This window comes from Streptomyces sp. NBRC 110611 (assembly GCF_001590865.1).
In the GTDB taxonomy this organism is placed as follows: Bacteria; Actinomycetota; Actinomycetes; order Streptomycetales; family Streptomycetaceae; genus Streptomyces.
Map to the genome: position 1 here is coordinate 106,471 of NZ_BBUY01000014.1, position 16,526 is coordinate 122,996.

General features: G+C 69.5%; 16 protein-coding genes. 8 read left to right on the forward strand and 8 right to left on the reverse strand.

The annotated features are described in order from the left end of the window. Window positions 1-12: 12 nt before the first annotated feature. Window positions 13-1,455, forward strand: a complete 1,443-nt coding sequence (locus AZE13_RS24740) for an RtcB family protein (RefSeq protein WP_066936179.1) — start codon at window positions 13-15, stop codon at window positions 1,453-1,455. Window positions 1,456-1,578: 123 nt separating this feature from the next. On the opposite strand, the gene AZE13_RS24745 is transcribed toward AZE13_RS24740, so the two are convergent. Beyond that, window positions 1,579-1,788: a hypothetical protein gene (locus AZE13_RS24745; RefSeq protein ID WP_066936182.1), complete on the reverse strand. Its 210-nt coding sequence runs from the start codon at window positions 1,786-1,788 to the stop codon at window positions 1,579-1,581. Window positions 1,789-2,150: 362 nt separating this feature from the next. Here AZE13_RS24745 and AZE13_RS24750 point away from each other — a divergent pair, with 362 nt between their 5' ends. Together AZE13_RS24750 and AZE13_RS24755 are read left to right on the forward strand one after the other, a co-directional pair. After that, the gene (locus AZE13_RS24750; protein ID WP_066936184.1) at window positions 2,151-2,375 is read left to right on the forward strand and encodes a hypothetical protein; all 225 of its coding nucleotides are present in this window, start codon (window positions 2,151-2,153) and stop codon (window positions 2,373-2,375) included. Between the two features lie 184 nt (window positions 2,376-2,559). After that, window positions 2,560-3,543, forward strand: coding sequence for a 1-phosphofructokinase family hexose kinase (locus AZE13_RS24755; RefSeq protein ID WP_066936187.1), 984 nt, complete (start codon window positions 2,560-2,562; stop codon window positions 3,541-3,543). Between the two features lie 171 nt (window positions 3,544-3,714). Here AZE13_RS24755 and AZE13_RS24760 read toward each other — a convergent pair whose 3' ends face one another. Beyond that, window positions 3,715-4,056 carry a hypothetical protein gene (locus tag AZE13_RS24760; protein ID WP_066936190.1) on the reverse strand — a complete coding sequence of 114 codons (342 nt, stop codon included), beginning with the start codon at window positions 4,054-4,056 and terminating at the stop codon, window positions 3,715-3,717. Between the two features lie 322 nt (window positions 4,057-4,378). On the opposite strand from AZE13_RS24760, the gene AZE13_RS24765 reads away from it, so the two are divergent. Together AZE13_RS24765 and AZE13_RS24770 are read left to right on the forward strand one after the other, a co-directional pair. Beyond that, a complete protein-coding gene (locus AZE13_RS24765) occupies window positions 4,379-5,449 on the forward strand; it encodes a YbhN family protein (RefSeq protein WP_079124332.1) in 1,071 nt (356 codons plus the stop codon). 205 nt (window positions 5,450-5,654) lie between these two features. Continuing rightward, entirely contained in the window at window positions 5,655-6,428 is a 774-nt protein-coding gene (locus AZE13_RS24770; protein WP_066936193.1) for an STAS/SEC14 domain-containing protein, read from the forward strand. Here the strand turns inward: AZE13_RS24770 and AZE13_RS24775 are convergent. Continuing rightward, window positions 6,425-7,177 (reverse strand): hypothetical protein, encoded by a 753-nt coding sequence (locus AZE13_RS24775; RefSeq protein ID WP_079124333.1) that lies wholly within the window; start codon window positions 7,175-7,177, stop codon window positions 6,425-6,427. The two genes, AZE13_RS24770 and AZE13_RS24775, sit on opposite strands and share 4 nt — an antisense overlap. 4 nt (window positions 7,178-7,181) lie before the next feature. Then, on the reverse strand, window positions 7,182-7,967 hold the full coding sequence (locus AZE13_RS24780; RefSeq protein WP_066936196.1) for a slipin family protein: 786 nt from the start codon (window positions 7,965-7,967) through the stop codon (window positions 7,182-7,184). Between the two features lie 258 nt (window positions 7,968-8,225). Here AZE13_RS24780 and AZE13_RS24785 point away from each other — a divergent pair, with 258 nt between their 5' ends. Beyond that, window positions 8,226-8,660 carry a CBS domain-containing protein gene (locus AZE13_RS24785; protein ID WP_066936199.1) on the forward strand — a complete coding sequence of 145 codons (435 nt, stop codon included), beginning with the start codon at window positions 8,226-8,228 and terminating at the stop codon, window positions 8,658-8,660. On the opposite strand, the gene AZE13_RS24790 is transcribed toward AZE13_RS24785, so the two are convergent. Continuing rightward, window positions 8,643-9,266, reverse strand: coding sequence for a class I SAM-dependent methyltransferase (locus AZE13_RS24790; protein WP_066936201.1), 624 nt, complete (start codon window positions 9,264-9,266; stop codon window positions 8,643-8,645). The genes AZE13_RS24785 and AZE13_RS24790 overlap by 18 nt on opposite strands. Before the next feature lie 19 nt (window positions 9,267-9,285). Then, on the reverse strand, window positions 9,286-10,173 hold the full coding sequence (locus AZE13_RS24795; RefSeq protein ID WP_066936204.1) for a universal stress protein: 888 nt from the start codon (window positions 10,171-10,173) through the stop codon (window positions 9,286-9,288). 657 nt (window positions 10,174-10,830) lie between these two features. Between AZE13_RS24795 and AZE13_RS24805 the strand changes: the two genes are divergently transcribed. Together AZE13_RS24805 and ppsA are read left to right on the forward strand one after the other, a co-directional pair. Beyond that, a complete protein-coding gene (locus AZE13_RS24805) occupies window positions 10,831-11,298 on the forward strand; it encodes an Hsp20/alpha crystallin family protein (RefSeq protein ID WP_066936208.1) in 468 nt (155 codons plus the stop codon). A gap of 160 nt (window positions 11,299-11,458) precedes the next feature. Beyond that, the gene (gene ppsA, locus AZE13_RS24810) at window positions 11,459-13,900 is read left to right on the forward strand and encodes a phosphoenolpyruvate synthase (RefSeq protein WP_066936211.1); all 2,442 of its coding nucleotides are present in this window, start codon (window positions 11,459-11,461) and stop codon (window positions 13,898-13,900) included. Between the two features lie 34 nt (window positions 13,901-13,934). Here ppsA and AZE13_RS24815 read toward each other — a convergent pair whose 3' ends face one another. Together AZE13_RS24815 and AZE13_RS24820 are read right to left on the reverse strand one after the other, a co-directional pair. Next, window positions 13,935-14,819 (reverse strand): CBS domain-containing protein, encoded by an 885-nt coding sequence (locus AZE13_RS24815; protein WP_066936214.1) that lies wholly within the window; start codon window positions 14,817-14,819, stop codon window positions 13,935-13,937. 209 nt (window positions 14,820-15,028) lie between these two features. Next, window positions 15,029-15,886: a universal stress protein gene (locus tag AZE13_RS24820; protein WP_066936217.1), complete on the reverse strand. Its 858-nt coding sequence runs from the start codon at window positions 15,884-15,886 to the stop codon at window positions 15,029-15,031. Window positions 15,887-16,526: the final 640 nt, after the last annotated feature.

Sequence of the window (16,526 nt, forward strand, 5' to 3'; positions counted from 1 at the left end):
AGAGCGACGGACATGGACATGGACATGGACGTCACGGTGACGGAAGAGAGCCCGTTCCGGTTCCGCATCGACCGACAGGGCGCCATGCGCGTGCCCGGTGTCGTCTTCGCCAGCCGTGAGCTGCTGCCCCAGGCGGTCGGCGACAGGGCACTGGAACAGGTGGTGAACGTGGCGACGCTGCCCGGCATCGTCCGTGCCTCCTTCGCCATGCCCGATGTGCACTGGGGGTACGGCTTCCCCATCGGCGGGGTCGCCGCCACGGACGTCGACGCGGGCGGTGTCGTCTCGCCGGGCGGCGTCGGCTTCGACATCTCCTGCGGTGTCCGGCTGCTGGCCGCCGGCGTGGAGCGGGCCGAGCTGGCTCCTCACCTGAAGGAGCTGATGGACGTCCTCGGGGACACCACCCCACGCGGCGTGGGACGCGGCGGACTGTGGAGGTTGTCCGGACGCGCACAGATGGAGAAGCTGCTCACCGGTGGCGCCCGGTACGCGGTCGAATGCGGCCACGGCGTCCCGCGCGATCTGGACCGCTGCGAGGACCACGGGGCGCTGGCAGATGCCGACCCGGAGCAGGTCGGGCAGCGTGCCGTGGAGCGCGGGCTGAACCAGGTGGGCAGCCTCGGCTCGGGCAACCACTTCCTGGAAGTCCAGGCGGTGGACCGGGTGTACGACGAGGGGACCGCGGCCGCCTTCGGCCTGCGGGCCGGCCAGGTCTGCGTGATGATCCACTGCGGCTCCCGCGGCCTCGGACACCAGGTGTGCACCGATCACGTCCGGGTCATGGACCACTCGCTGCGCGCCTACGGCATCGACATCCCAGACCGGCAGCTCGCCTGCGCACCCGTCGTCTCTCCGCCCGGACGCGACTACCTCGGGGCGATGGCCGCCGCCGCCAACTACGGCCGCGCCAACCGGCAACTGCTCACCGAGGCCGCACGCCATGCATTCGCCTGCACTGCCGGTGTGGGTGTAGGCGTGGACCTGGTGTACGACGTCTCCCACAACATGGCCAAGATCGAGAACCACGAGGTGGACGGCGTACCGCACCGACTGTGTGTCCACCGCAAGGGCGCCACCCTCGCCCTCCCGCCCGGACACCCCGGCCTGCCGGAGGACCTCGCCGAGGCCGGCCAGCCGGTCCTCGTCCCCGGCACCATGGGCACCGCCTCGTACGTCATGGTCGGCACGCCCGGCAACGCCGCGTTCCTCTCCACCTGCCATGGCGCGGGACGGGTGTGGAGCCGCCATCACGCACTGCGCCAAGTCCGCGGCGAACAGTTGCGGGACTCGCTGGAGGCCCATGGCATCGCTGTCCGCCCCTCCTCCTGGCGCGGCCTCGCGGAGGAGGCTCCCGCCGCCTACAAGGACGTCGACGCGGTCGCCGCCGCCACCGAAGGTGCCGGGCTGGCGCGGCTGATCGCCCGGCTGATCCCGCTCGGCGTCGTCAAAGGATGACCTGGGGCTCCGTCCACGCCTGTTGTGCCGCTGACACGAGTGCCCGTCTCCCGAGCGGGCTCTCCGAACGGCTTGCCGGCCCGGTGTCCCACCGGCGTTGTGTCTCTCCCCTGGTCGGGGTACCTACAGTCCCTTGGAGAGCAGGAGTTCGTGGGCGAGTCGTGCGCCGCGTGCCGCCTCCTCGGGCGGAGTGTCCTGAGACGGGATGTTCTCCAGGCCGTGGGCAAGTGCCCGCACGGCTTCGGCGAGCGTGGCCAGCTGCGCCTCCAGCCGACTCAGCCGGGCTTCCAGCCCGGGCGCGGCATGGGCTTCAGGGGGGTGGTTCTGCGTCATGTCTGGCTCCTTATGGGGGGCGACGAAGGGGTGACCGTCCGGGGCGGCTACTGGGCAGGGGTGATCAGGCCGTAGTGGCCGTCGTAGCGGTGGTACAGGACGTTTCTCCACCGCACACCTCGCTCGCCGAACCTGTGGTACGCAGCGCACGGGGCTGTGACGCCATCCGTCAGACACGCGAGACCTTCGCCGCCGGGCACTGCACCGTGATCTTCGCTGGCATCTGCCGGTGTGGCGACGAGGTGCGACGGGCTGTCGGGAGGGCTAGCGTCGAAGCTAGGTCAGGGCCAGTGATACGCATGATCGGCCGTCCGGTTCGCGGCATGTGAGCCGACCGTGATCGGCCGCGATTGAGGTCCCAGGTGTCGGGCCGCTTCGTCGGCAGTTCGGCCAAGAACGTGGGGAGCGAACCATGGCCGCCCGGGTTGCGATCAACGGGCTCGGCCGCCTCGGCCCGCTCGGCGCCGACCGAGTATGCGTTCGACGTGGCCGGCATCGTCTGGGTGACCGCACGGAAGGCGAACGGCTCCGAGGTCAACGAGATCTTCCGGCACGTGGCCGCTACCAGGACGGTCTGGGTGTCGTAGACAAACCCCCGGTATCCAACGGCATCGGGGCGTGTCCGCGAGCATCCGCCATCGGGCTCGCGCTGATCGCCGTTGCCTCCGACGACCTGCCGGTGGTCACAGCCGAGTACGGCAACGAGCGGGGCCGTGTTCGGCAGATGGCGTGTCAGGCACTGGCCGTACCGGGCGAGGCGGCATCTCCGCGATGAGCACAGCAGTACCGGATCCCGCCGCGGCCGGGCGAGTCCTCACCCTGACGGTGAACCCCACCGTCGACATCTGCTGGGATGTCGGCCACCTTGTCGACATCGGCAAGAACCGTGCCCGGGTCAGGTCCGTGGCGGGCGGGGGCGGGGGAATCAACGTCGCCCGCGGTGTGGCGCGACTCGGAGGACGAGCCACCGCCGTCCACACCGCCGGCCGCGAGACCGGCTGCCGCCTGAACAGGTTGCTGGACGAAGAGGGCATCGACCACATCGCCGTCGACATCGACGGTGAGACCCGCGAAGCACTCGTGCTGTTCGAGACCGAGTCGCACCGCAGCCATCACATCGTCCCGCCCGGCCCGCGCCTCGACGACCATGAGGGACGACGCTGCCTGGACGTGCTGGGGCAGGCGATCGGCACCAGCAGGTACGTCGTGGCCAGCGGCAGCCTGCCCGGCGGCCTGCCTGACGACTTCTACGCGGCGGTTGCTCGCCGGGTCAAGGCGGCCGGAGCCCGGCTGGTGCTGGACACCTCAGGCCCGGCGCTGCGGCAGGGGCTCGGGGAAGGCGTCTTCCTGTTCAGGTGCAACCGGACGGAGGCCGCCGAACTCCTCGGCCGGACCGTCCGCAGCTTCGACGACGCCCTAGCGGTGAACGAGCAACTGCTCGCCACGGGGGCTGCCGAGATCGCCGTCACCACGATCGGTGACCTGGGCGCGCTCTGCTCGACCCGTTACGGCCACACCGAACTGCATGCACCGCCGCTGCCCGGGGAGCTGCTCAGCGACGCCGGTGCCGGAGACAGCATGGTGGCCGCGCTCACCGTACGGCTGGCCGCAGGGGCCGATCCGGTCAGCGCCTGCGCGCTGGGGGTGGCCGTGGCCGCCGCTTCGGTGCTCACCCCCGGCACGGAGCCCTTCGACCGTGGGGTGGCAGAGTCCCTCCGCTCCGACGTGGGGATGAAGTTCCGAACCAGGTCGTGATCGGGAGCGTTGACCGTCGCGTCGTTCCCCTGACGTCGGTCTCGCTGTCCCTTCTGGGGCGTCGCCCACCTGTCCGCCGGCGGGTACGCAACTCCGACTCGTCCGGGCCCACGTACGCAGGTTCCTCACGCGGCCCGTCCGGCCGCCGGGCTGTTGCGGGGTCCCCGCGTCTCACGCTTCCTCGTAGAGCGCCGAATACACCTGCGTGATGAGGTGACACTGACTGTCGCTGAGGCCGCACAGCAGGGGTTCGCCCTCGTTCCCCGGGTGATATCCGCAGATGGCCACGCCGCCGAACCAGTAACGGTCCGGTCCGCCCAAGGCGCCGATCAGCCGACTCGCGAGGCGATTGGGCGGGTACTTGTCCTTGGCCAGCCCGGCGGTGTCCGCGGCGAGCCCGCGCATCCCCGCAATGGAGCCGGACGCGTGGTGAATGACGAAGTCGGACGCCTTGCCGCCGTACGGATCCACCTCCCGCCGTAACTCCTCCAGGGCCGCTTCCCGAATGGTCATACCGGTTTCCGGTCTGACCATTGCATATCGCGGTCCCATCGCTGATCCCACCTCCCAGTCGGGTTCGGTTGACGCATACCTCATCGCGGCAGCCTGGTGCCTGCCTCCAGCTCACCCCTGAAGAGACACCAGCGCCACTCGGACGAGTAGCGCTGGACCGCAATCCGGCGCTGGCGGTGCTACACCTGCCTGTGTGGATCCGGATTGGAACGGCTCTGCCCTGGCGGGAAAGTCGGCGCATCTGCCGTCCGGCGTGTGCGCATGCGGGGCCGTCGCAGGTGGCAGCCGCCTTTGGCGCTTCGTCTTCCACCGGTGGTGACGGATGGTGTCTGAGCGGTCGTACACCACTCCGGAGAACCCTGCGGACCATCTCGCTCGGCCGGGCTGGTTGACCTGGTGCGGCGCCGGCCTGCTGCTGGTGGCCGCGGTGTGGGTGGCTGTGTGGCGACGACACGAGCTGGCGCAGGCGTTCGACCTCATCTCCCGGGTGCATTTCCCTCAGCTGATGGTTGCTGTGGGGTTCGAGGCATTGTCGGTGGTGTGCTTCGTGGCCGTGCCGCGCTGGCTGCTGCGGGCGGGCGGGGTGCGGTGGAGCCTGCGGCGGATGGCGGCGATCGCCGTAGCGGCCAACGCCGTGGCGGGAGCGCTGCCCGGTGGGGCGGCCCTTGCCAGCGCCTGGATGTTTCGGCAGCTGAGCCGCCGGAGGGTCGAACCGGCCCTGGCGGCCGCCGTACTGGTCTCCGCCGGGGTGCTTGCGGTGCTTGGTCTGGCCGTCCTGATCGTGGTCGGCTTGTTCACCGTTGGTGCAACCGGGGCCGCCGCCGTTCTTCGCCCGGCTGCCGGCCTCCTGGGGCTGGCGCTGCTGTCCGGCCTGGCGATCCTCGGCCTGTCCCGTTCCGCAGGCTTTCGCGCAACGGTGCGACGGCGCTGGGACCGGATGGGGCAGCGGTCCGCACGCGCGCACAGGGCCCAACAGGCACTGGCGCAGGTGGTGGTGCAGATCCGGAGCCTGCGGCCTGGTTTCCGGACGTGGCTGCGCCCGGCCGTGCTCGCGCTGCTGAACTGGACTTTTGACGCGGCGTGTCTGGCCGCCTGCCTGTGGGCACTGGGCATCGGCGTGCCCTGGCACGGACTGCTGCTCGCCTACGGGCTCACTCAGATCCCCGGCAGCCTGCGCCTGACGCCCGGCAGCCTGGGCGTGGTCGAGGCGAGCCTGTCCGTGCTGCTCGTGCTGTACGGCCTGACGCCCGGCTCGGCGATCGGCGCGACTCTGCTGTACCGGGCCATCAGCTACTGGGCACTGCAGCCGATCGGCTGGGCCTGCTGGATCGGCGTAACGTTCCACGCCGATCAGCCCGAGACGTCCGATCACCCTTCGTCGTCGCACGGGTAGGACCTGTCGGCTCCGCCCGATCGGGACGCCACTCCGGCGGCACGTGGCGGTGACCGGAGATTTGCGTAGTGCCTCATGTAGCGCCTCATGGGGCCAATCGCACCCGAAAAGGAAATAGCTGTAAAAATTGAACCTGAGTCGCGCTGGGCTGTGCGCCGGCCTCCGCTCGGGCCACACACCGACTGTGCACGGAGAGGGGAACGGCATGCTGGAGAGAGCCACGGACGCACCCGCCGGCGTCACCGCGGTAAAGGCGATCGGGACCGTGTCGAAGAGCGACTACCAGGCGGTGGTCGAGCCACTCATCGAGGACGCTCGAAGGGAAGGCCGCCGCATTCGCATCCTGTGCGAGATCGGCCCCGAGTTCACGTCCTTCACCCCCGCAGCTGCCTGGGAGGATCTCAAGGTCGGCATGGGTGCCATGAGACTGTTCGAGGGGTGTGCGGTCGTCAGTGACGTGCGCTGGATCCGTGAGTCGACCCGGTTGACGAGCTTTCTGATGTCCTGTCCGGTGCGCGTCTTCGGAAGCCAGGAGCGCGACGAGGCCCTTCGCTGGCTGGCGTCGCTTCCCGAGGGCCCCGGTATTTCCCACCGGCTGACCGATTCCGAAGTCCTCGTGGTCGAGGTCGAACAACCCCTGCGCGCACAGGACTTCGACGCCCTCGCATTGACCGTGGACAGCTGGCTCGGGACACACGCCGCATTGGCCGGCGTCGTGATCCATGCGCGCGAGTTCCCCGGCTGGGAGAACATCGGCGGCCTGATCCGTCATGTGCGGTTCCTTCGCGACCACCACCGCAAGGTCCGGAAGATCGCACTGGCCGCTGACAGCAAGGTCGCCGCCGTGATGCCCCAGCTTGCGAATCACTTCGTTCGGGCCGAAGTGCGGCGGTTCGCCTACGACGAACTCGATGCCGCCCTCGCGTGGGCGGCCAGCCCTCCGGTTCGCCAGTCGACTGCAGTCGGGCCCCGACGCTAGGTGCGACCGACGTCGCGGACGAGGTCCAGGCCGAGGACGCGGTCCAGGTAGGCGAAGACCTCGAACTTGGCGCCGTCTGGGATCTCTCGCCTGGCTGCGACGTGGCGCAGCACGGCCAGGACGCGGGGAGTGCTGAGGCCGTCGGCGAGCGCGGTGCGGGCTTGGCAGCGGATGTCGTCGGGGATCGGCCTGGACGGCGACCGTGCCCAGTCGGCCACGCGGTCACGCCAGAGGGTGAGCGTCTGCTCGGCGTCGGTCAGCATGCGGGAGGTGAGAGGGATGGGCTCACGGTGGGGATGGCTCAGCAGTGCCAGCCGGAGGGCCAGTGGATCTGCCACCGCTCCTTCATGGAGCCCTGGGACCGCCATGAGGCGCTGTCGCACGGGCCCGACCTCGATCCACACGCCGTGCTCGGTGTCCGACCGTTGTGTTCCGGAAACGTGCACGTCGGCGGCTGCCATGCCGTCGGCGGCAGGTGGGTTGATGCCCAGCGCGGCCGTGGCGCGGTCGAGTGCTTTGACCTGCTCGGGCGGCAGATGCGGCAGGTTAAGGGTGTGGCGCGCCTGAACCCCGGCCGTCTCGGCGGCACGGAACAGCACGTCGCCGACGAGCAGCGCGCGCAGGTCGGCGGCGCCGATGGCCAGGCCCGGACACGACAGGTGGACGCACATCCGCAGCACCCCCCGGCGCAGGGCGGGAAGCTCCACCAGGTGGTGGGTCCGGCCGTCGGTGACACGTAGCACGCTCATGACGCTACGCGGACCTGCCGCTGCCCGCGGGCTCTCTTGGCGGGTCGAACGTCGGCAGTGGTGCGGTGGTGTGCCTGGTTTCGTCTTCGACGAATCGGCTCAGGGCGCGGGTGCTCTCCAGGAACTGGGCAGGGAAGACGATGGTGGAGTTCTTCTCCGCGGCAATCTCGGAGAGGATCTGCAGGTTTCGCAGTTGCAGGGCCACGGGGTGGGCGCTGATGACGTCGGCGGCCTCGGCGAGGCGGTCGGCGCTGAGGGCTTCTCCCTCGGCAGCGATGATCTTGGCACGCTTCTCGCGCTCGGCCTCGGCCTGGCGTGCCATGGCGCGCTGCATGGTGGGCGGCAGTTCGATGTCCTTCAGCTCCACCAGCAACACGTACACGCCCCACCGCTGGGTCAGTCCGTCGAGGATGTCCTTGATCCGGATGTTCAGCGTTTCGGTGTCGGTGAGGACTTGATCCAGCAGGGAGCGGCCCACGACGTTGCGTACCGTGGTCTGGGCGATCTGGCCGATCGCGGCCGACACGTCCTCGATCTCCACGATGGACTTCACCGGGTCGACGCGCCGGAAGTAGGCGACGGCTGCAACGCCGATGGAAACGTTGTCCCGGGTGATGACCTGCTGGGAAGGGATCGGCATGGTCACTGTCCGCAGCGTGACCTTCCACATCCGGTCCACCACGGGGATCATGAAGCGGATCCCTGGTTCACGGACGTTGCGCAGCTTTCCGAAGCGGAACACGACTCCGCGTTCGTACTGGCGCACAATCGCGACGCCGAGGTTCGCCATGGCGCCCACCTCCTTACGGCGTTTGCTCCACGGTCGCTCGGCCAGGCCGCCTACGCTTGGGCCTTCCGGTCCTGCCGCCGGGGCCGACCGGTTCCCGCAACCGGCATCACCGTGCGGATTCCCTGGCAGAGGTGCTGGCAGGGGCGGGGCGTGGGCCGTTCGGCTGGCAGGCCGGATCCCGATCTCCCACAGTGGTAGGTGTCTGCTCGGTCAGGGACATGGGCGGAGGAGCCGCTCAGGGAAGGGACAGGGAGGGCCATGGAGGTCAAGTACGCCATGAGTTCACCGCCGGTCAGCGTGCTGCCCGATGCCTCCTTGGAGGCAGCGGCTCGTCACATGGCCGATGCGGGAGTGGGCGCACTGCCCGTGGTGCACGGCGAGGAAGTGATCGGCGTGGTCACCAACCGGGATCTGGTCGTCCGGCCGATGGCCCACGGGTTGTCGCCTCAGCTGAAGGTCGAGACGGTGATGTCCGTCGACCCGGTGACCGTTGACGCCAACACACCTGTCACCGTCGCACTGCACGCCATGCAATCGATCAAGATCCGCCACCTGCCTGTCGTGGACCACAAACGACTGGTGGGCATGGTCTCCTTCGACGACCTCTTCTCGTACCTGTCCGTGCAGTTGGGGGCGCTGGCGGACGTGGTCGACGTGTCTCGCAAGGAACCGGGATCATTCCCTCCCCGCTAAGGCGGCACACGCAGCCGCTCCGCGACGGTCCCGTACGTACGTGAGCGCGAACCCTGGTGTTGTGGACGTCAGAGACGGGAAGCGAGCGCCACCCAGGCGGAGAAACGCAATTGGCCGTCCTCGCCGACGGGGAACACGCTGCGGGCGAACACGCCCTCGTCGTCGCCCGCAGCGGGCACCCGTGCCCGTCCTGGTGCGAAGTTCGGTGATCGACCAGTCGGTCGATCTGAGCGTCGTGTGCAGGTCCAGCGCGTCTCCCACCGCGAAGTCGACCGCGATGCCCCGGACCCTCGCACGTCGTGCGGCCTCCTCTATCGCGGCTGGTGCCACGTCGACGCCGGTGACCCGGTACCCCTTGCCCGCGAGGAACATCGCGTTGTCGCCCAGCCCGCAGCCGATGTCCAGAACATCCCCGGCGAAGCGCCCCTCCTGCTCCAGTTCGGCTACGAAGGGCAGAGCCTCGCCGAGGTCCCACGGCACCGTGCCGAATGCCGGAATGCCAGGGGCCGGGGAGCGCCCCTGGTAGAAGGCGTCGAAGTCGACGGCTGACGGATCGAAATCGAACGGCTCGGCCATGCCTTCCCTTTCGTCGATCAGCGCAGGCACGGCGGGCTCGTGCCTGCGCTCAGGTACCGGGGCTCGGGGAACAGGGGACGGCGATGACGGGACAGCGCGCGTAGTGGAGTACCCCCTGGCTTACGGAGCCGAGCAGCATGCCCGTGAAGCCTCCGTGCCCCCGGGTTCCCACCACCAGGGCCAGCGCGTGGGCGGACGCCTTGGTGAGCTCTTCCACGGGGTGGCCGGTGACCACCTCGTGGTGCAGCTCCACCTCGGGATACGCCGCGGTGCGGCCGACCACGGTCTCGGCCAGCAGGCTGCGGCATGCCTGCTCCATAGCCGCCTCGTCCAGCACACCGAACCGGTGCGGCTGCCGCACGTACAGAGCCCGCAGGACAGCACCCCGCAGGGCAGCCTCCCGGAAGGCGAAGTCGACGGCGGCCGCTGAATGCGGACTGCCGTCGACCCCGACGACGACATAGGGCGGCTGCTGGGTGACATGCTCAGCTTCGGGCACCACGACCACCGGGCACCGGGCGTGTGCCATCACCGGCAGCGCGACGGCGACCGAGCTGAACACCTCCTTGACCCTGCTCAGGTGGTACGAACCCAGTACCACCACCGCGGCCTCAGCTGCCTCCTCCCGCAGCACCCACGCCGGACTCCCCTCGGCCAGCACTCCGGAAACCTCCACCCGCGGCTGCCGGGCATGGGCAAAAGCCACTGCCTCTTCGAGCACGCGCTCACCGGCCTCGTGCAGCGCCTGGCTCCACTCCTCCCAGGACGGCCGCACCGCCGTCTGCCGGTAGACGGTGGGCGCCCCTGCGGCATGGACCAGACGCAAGGGGACATGGCGGCGGGCCGCTTCGTCCACTGCCCAGGCAACAGCCATCCGCCTGGAGGGTTCCGGGGGGACACCGGCCACGATCGGCCGACGCGTTTCCGCTGAAGCCATCATCACCTCCCGGCCGCTCCCGCATGCCTCACCCACCCCTCCCGTCCCCAGCATGACGCCATCAGCAAGGGGTGTCTCGGCGTGGGGTCACGGTGCCTGCTCACGTCGCCGCCGCGTCCATTCCGGAGAGCGCCCTGACCCAGCCGGACGAGAAGCGGAACCGCAACGCGTGCGGCATCAGCCGACACCTTCGGGCTCTACTGGGACGAGGGGAGTGACACTTCGCTGGTGGACTGGAGGCGTCACTGTGCTGCTTCGCTGACGCCGGTCATGCAGAGCGAGCAGTAGCGTTCCGTGACCGCCTCCGGACCGGCCGACACAGCACGTGCAGCGGTGCCCAGGTGGCGCCCGCACAGGGTGCTCCCAGCGTCGTTCTTGGCGATGACGTGCCATACGAGTATGGCTCTTTCGGCCGTTGTGGGCTCAGCGCGCATCTCGTACATCGGCGTGCCCTCCATTGCCCGTGCGTGTGCGGTGGCGGGGGCAGCCCGCCCGCACGTCCATGTAAGGGCGGGCAACCCGATCAGACCAGCCCGGTGCACCCAGCCGGGTGACCTGATGGAGGCTCCCGCCCCGGTTCGACCTGCGGGCTGCCACCGCGCAGCATGGAAGGAGGGTCAACACCCCCGACCTCTTCCTCTCTGGAGGTGGACTGCGATGACTCTTCCTGCACGACACCGGCCCGGCCACCCGCTGGAGCGGGCGTTCCCCTGGCGGGAGCCACTGACGGCGGAACTCGATGAGTTCTTCGAGCGGATGCACCGCTTCCTGGAGACTTCAGCACCGCCGTGGATGGAGACCATGACCTGGGCACCGCTGGCGGACCTGCGAGAGACCGACGAGGCGTACACGGTCGAGTGCGAACTGCCCGGCCTCAAGCGCGAAGACATCGACGTAGAGGTCAGCCGGCAGGAGGTCTGCATCACCGGTGAGCTGAAGGAACGCGAAGGCGAAGGCGTGCTGCGCCGCGCCACGCGCCGCACCGGCCGTTTCGAGTACCGGGCGCTGCTGCCTACCGAGGTGAAGTCCGAGGAGGTCAGCGCGTCGCTGACCGACGGGATCCTGACCGTGACCATCCCCAAGGCCCAGGCGGCCAAGCCCCGTCATATCGAGATCACTACCTGACCACCGTGAGGGATCGGGTGAGCGGCCCGCTCTGCCGGTGCGGGATCAAATGGTCCTCCCTTCCGCGCCAGTCGGTGGGCCGCGGCTGGGGGCAAGACGAACACCGTGTGCCTCCCCGAACCCGCCGACACCGGCCCGGCGCAACGGTAAGGAAGAGAGCATGGCTCCTGAGAACAGCAAGGGCGACCTGGTGCGGTGGTTCGAGGACATCACGGTGGGCGACACGGCCGTGGTCGGCGGCAAGAACGCCTCGCTCGGGGAGATGATCCGCAGCCTCGCGTCGCAGGGTGTCCGGGTTCCTGGCGGATTCGCCACCACCGCGCATGCCTATCGGGAGCTGCTGGAGTCAGCCGGTCTGCACTCCCGCATCCGCGAACAGATCGACGCCTTGCACGAGGGCGCCGATCTCGCGGAGGTGGGCAAGGAGATCCGGCGGATGTTCCGTGACTCCGAGCTTCCGCCGCCACTAACCGAAGCCGTCCGGGACGCCTACCGGAAGCTGGGCGCCGCCGTGCACAGGGAGGACCCGGATGTGGCGGTGCGCTCCAGTGCCACGGCCGAGGACCTGCCGGAGGCGAGCTTCGCCGGCCAGCAGGAGACGTTCTTGAACATCACAGGGGAGGCGGCGCTGCTGGATGCCTGCAAGCGCTGCTATGCGTCGCTCTTCACTGACCGGGCGATCAGCTACCGCGAGCACCATGGCTTCGACCACCTCAAGGTGGCGTTGTCGATCGGAGTGCAGCAGATGGTCCGCTCCGACAAGGCCGGGGCAGGCGTGATGTTCTCGCTCGACACCGACAGCGGCTTTCCCCGTGTGGTGCTGATCAACGCGGCATGGGGCCTGGGCGAGTCGGTCGTCTCCGGCGCCGTGGACCCCGATGAGTACCAGGTCTTCAAGCCCCTGCTCCAGCAGGCGGAGCTCACCCCGGTGATCTCGAAGACGGCCGGCGGGAAGCAGAGCAAGGTCGTCTACGGTCGGCCCGGGAGCGAGCCCACGGTCACCGTGGACACCAGTGACGAGGAACGGGCGGCCTACGTTCTCGACGACCGCGACATCGTGCAGTTGGCCCGGTGGGCCGTGGTCATCGAGGAGCACTACGGCCGCCCGATGGACATCGAGTGGGCCAAGGACGGCCACAGCGGCGATCTCCACATCGTCCAGGCCCGGCCGGAGACGGTCCAGGCCCGCAAACAGGCCGCCACGTTGCGCTCGTACCGGCTCAAGGAACGGGGCACGCGACTGGTCAGCGGACTGGCGATCGGCGACGCCATCGCCGCCGGGAAGGTCTGCAACCTCCGCAGTGCGGAGGAGATCGGCAGGTTCGAGGCCGGTGCTGTGCTCGTGACCGGCGTAACCGACCCGGACTGGGAACCGATCATGAAACGGGCGGCCGCCATCGTCACCGATCACGGCGGGCGCACCTCGCACGCCGCCATCGTCAGCCGCGAACTGGGGGTCGCCGCCGTCGTCGGCACCGGAAACGCCACCACCGCACTCACCGACGGCCGGCAGATCACCGTCTGCTGCGCCGAGGGCGAGGAGGGCCAGGTCTATGACGGCGTCCTCGATTACGACGCGCACGACATCGATCTGGCGCGGGTCCCTGCCACTACGACCAAGGTGATGCTCAACATCGCCAACCCGTCGGCGGCCTTCCGGTGGTGGCGGCTGCCAGCCGACGGGGTGGGCCTGGCCCGGATGGAGTTCATCGTCAACAACCACATCAAGATCCACCCCATGGCCCTCGTCCGCTACGACGACCTGGACGACGAGGCTGCCCGCCAACGGATCGCCGGACTCACCCGTGGCTATGACGACAAAGCTGAATTCTTCGTCGACCGCCTTGCGTACGGCATCGCACGCATCGCCGCGGCCTGGTGGCCGAAGCCGGTCATCGTCAGGATGAGCGACTTCAAGACCAACGAGTACGCCAAACTCGTCGGCGGGCGGGCTTTCGAGCCGCCGGAAGAGAATCCGATGCTGGGCTGGCGGGGCGCGAGCCGCTACTACAGCGAGGGCTACCGGGCAGGTTTCGGCCTTGAATGCCGCGCCATCCACCGGGTCAGGAACGCCATGGGGCTGACCAACACCATCGTCATGATCCCGTTCTGCCGCACCCTTGAGGAGGCCGACCGTGTCCTTGCGACCATGGCTGAACACGACCTGGTCCGCGGCCGAGACGGCCTGGAGACCTACGTGATGGCGGAGATCCCGTCCAACATCATCCTGGCCGGACGGTTCGCCGACCGCTTCGATGGCTTCTCCATCGGCAGCAACGACCTCACCCAGCTCACCCTCGGCGTCGACCGCGACTCCGAACGGCTGTCGGAGCTCTTCAACGAGCGGGATCCCGCCGTCACCGAAAGCATCCAGACCCTGATCGACGCGGCCCACCGTAAAGGCCGCAAGGTCGGCCTGTGCGGCCAACGCCCTAGCGACGACCCGGACTTCGCCCGCCTCCTGGTAGGCGCCGGCATCGACTCGATCTCCGTCACCCCCGACAGTTTCCTGCTCGTGAAGGACAACGTCGCCGCCGCCGAGCACGACCTGGGGGAGCAGGAACAGCGCGGAGCGGACGGCACCGGAGACGCGAGCCGATGAAACATCTCCCTCTCGGGAGCCGCATCCTCAGGAGTCACGTCGTCCTGAGGTAATCGACCACATCCACCACGTCCTCGATCCCGCGGATCGATTCCAGCAGCTTCGGTACGAGCTTGCTGTCCAGCTCACCTCTCACGGTCACCAGGCCGTTCTCGACCGTCACCTCGAAGGCGCCGGGTTCGAGGAGGAATTCCTGCCGGATGATCCGGGACGTGATCTCCTCGCGGATGTCGGCGTCGTTGCGGACGAGAGCCCGGAGCAGGTCGATCCGGCTCACGACACCGACCAGTCGGCCGCGATGATCGGTGACGGGCAACCGCTTGAGGCGGGAGCGCGCTGAGGTCCAGGCGGCGTCGGCCACCAGATCCCCGGGACGGACCGTGACCGCGGGATAGGTCATGAGGGTGGCTGCGGTCTCCCCCCGGCTCTTCTCGTAGAGGTGGTGTTCCCGGAGCCTGCCGAGGGGACCGGGAGGGTGCGGGGCGGCCATGACAGCGGCCTTCGCCAGCAGGTCGGACTCGGACACCACGCCGAGCACATGGTCCTCGACATCGACCACGGGAACGGCGCTCAGGTGTTCGCGGGCGAGCGTGTGGGCGACGTCGAGGTACGGCATGTCGCCCGGTACGGAGACGGCCGGCACGCTCATGACGTCGCGTACTCGTGGGGGGACGAGTGCGGGAGCAGGAGCCTGCTGTTCCGGGTGGGGCGGCGTGGTCGCTTCCGGCGCGGCCTCGGCCGGCGCGTTCGCACCCGGCTCTGCGGCCCGTTCGGGAGTCTTCGACGACGCGGCGTGGGCCACAGCTCCGAGATAGCGCCGCAGCATCTCCTGGCGGCGCTCTTCGTTCGGTGTCCAGGGCCGGGCCGGCATGGCACGGCGGGCTTCCTTCGCAGCGGCATGGCGTTCAAAGTCGCTCACGGCAACCTCCCGATGAGCAGGCCGGCCACCTACCCGGCCAGTGTCGCACCGATCCCAGGTGCGCGCCGTCGGGCCTCGGATCGGTGCGCAAGGGGGCCGGCCGGCGATGCGCAACCGGCGCGGCGCAACTCTGCCCGGCCTCGGTGCGGGACGGCATGTCACGGGAGCTCGCCGTGAGGAGAGCGGCCCCTCTCACAGGGCACGGGCGGTCAGTCCGGGGTGAGCTGGAGGCGCGGGCGGATGACCGCGAGGGGGCACTGGGAGAACTGGAGCAGGGCCTGGCTGACGGAGCCGAGGGCCAGGCCGCGGAAGCCACCGCGTCCGCGGGAGCCGACAACCATGAGGTCGGCCCGGTCCGAGGCACGGGCCAGCGCGGGGATGGGGGCTTCATGAGCCAGCTCCTCCACCACCTCGACGTCGGGGTGTGCCTCGCGCAGCGGCCTCAGCCACTCCTCCAGGGATTGCCGGTGCTCCTCGGCCGCGGCGTCCTGGACCGGGCTGACCGCTGCCTCAGGTCCTGGATAGCTCCAGGCGTGCACGGCCTGCAGTCGGGCACCGCGCAGCGATGCCTGCTGGAAGGCGTACACCAAGGCGGCCTGGGAATGCGCTGAACCGTCGGCGCCGACAACGATGCGATGGTGGCCGGTGGTGAGGTGGTTGACCACGACCACGGGGCTCGCCGCGTGCCCGACGACTTGCAAGGCGACCGAGCCGAGCAGCAGGCTTGCGAAGCCGCCCAGGCCCTTCGCGCCGAGTACCACCGTGTGAGCATGCTCGGACTCGGCCAGGAGAACTGCGGCGGGGCTACCGGTAGGCAGGGCGGTCATCACCTCCAGATCCGGATGTGCTTCTCGGACGATCGCGGTGGCCTCCGCCACAACACCCTGATCGCGGCGGCTCGCCTCCCGTACGCGATCTCCCGGGGTGCTTTCGTGTACGTGTTCACGGGGCAGGACATGGATGATGCGCAGGGCGCAGCGGTGCAGCACCGCCTCGTGGGCGGCCCATACCAGTGCGCGCAGACTGCGCCCGGAGCCGTCGACTCCGACCACGATCGGATCCGTCATCGTCTCTCCCGGGGTGCGGGACGTCAGTGTTCGGTGCTGCCGGATCGGCGAAGCTCGTCCAGGCCGCGGCGGACCCTGGCGATCTCCTCTTCCAGCTGCGGGTAGTCCCCAGCTCCTCCACGCCGGCTGTCCGGTGGTGTGGGCGAGGGCTCTCGGGTGGGGCGCCGCAGTGCTCCGGCGGCGGGGGAGTAGTTCGGGGGCTGCGGGCAGGGGTGCATGTAGTGACGCCACGGTCCGTGCCCATCCTGGCGGCTCGGCCCGTGCCCATCCCGGCGGCTCATAGGGCGCTCCCTTCCTCTCCTTCTACCGTCCGGCATGTGCGCCTGCGGGGCATCTCGCGGGGAATCTCCGAGCCCACGCCCCGCGCCCGGCGCCGGGGCCATACTCGGGCCGGACCTGCCCCTACGCCTCTCACAGCGCGGGGCACTGCGCATCGGCGTGGCCCGTGGCATCGCGCATGCCCATGGTGCGAGGGTCGGGGGAGTCGTCGTCGGCCGCGGCTGTACGAGTCCCGGGCGCCAGGCTGCGGTCCGGCGACGGCAATCCTCAGCCGGGAGCGCCGCCTCACCCTTGCCTCCCGCGTGTGCGGGAGGAGCCGCAGACGTAGCCCCGTCCGCGGTCGGCGAGGCCGGCGGCGATG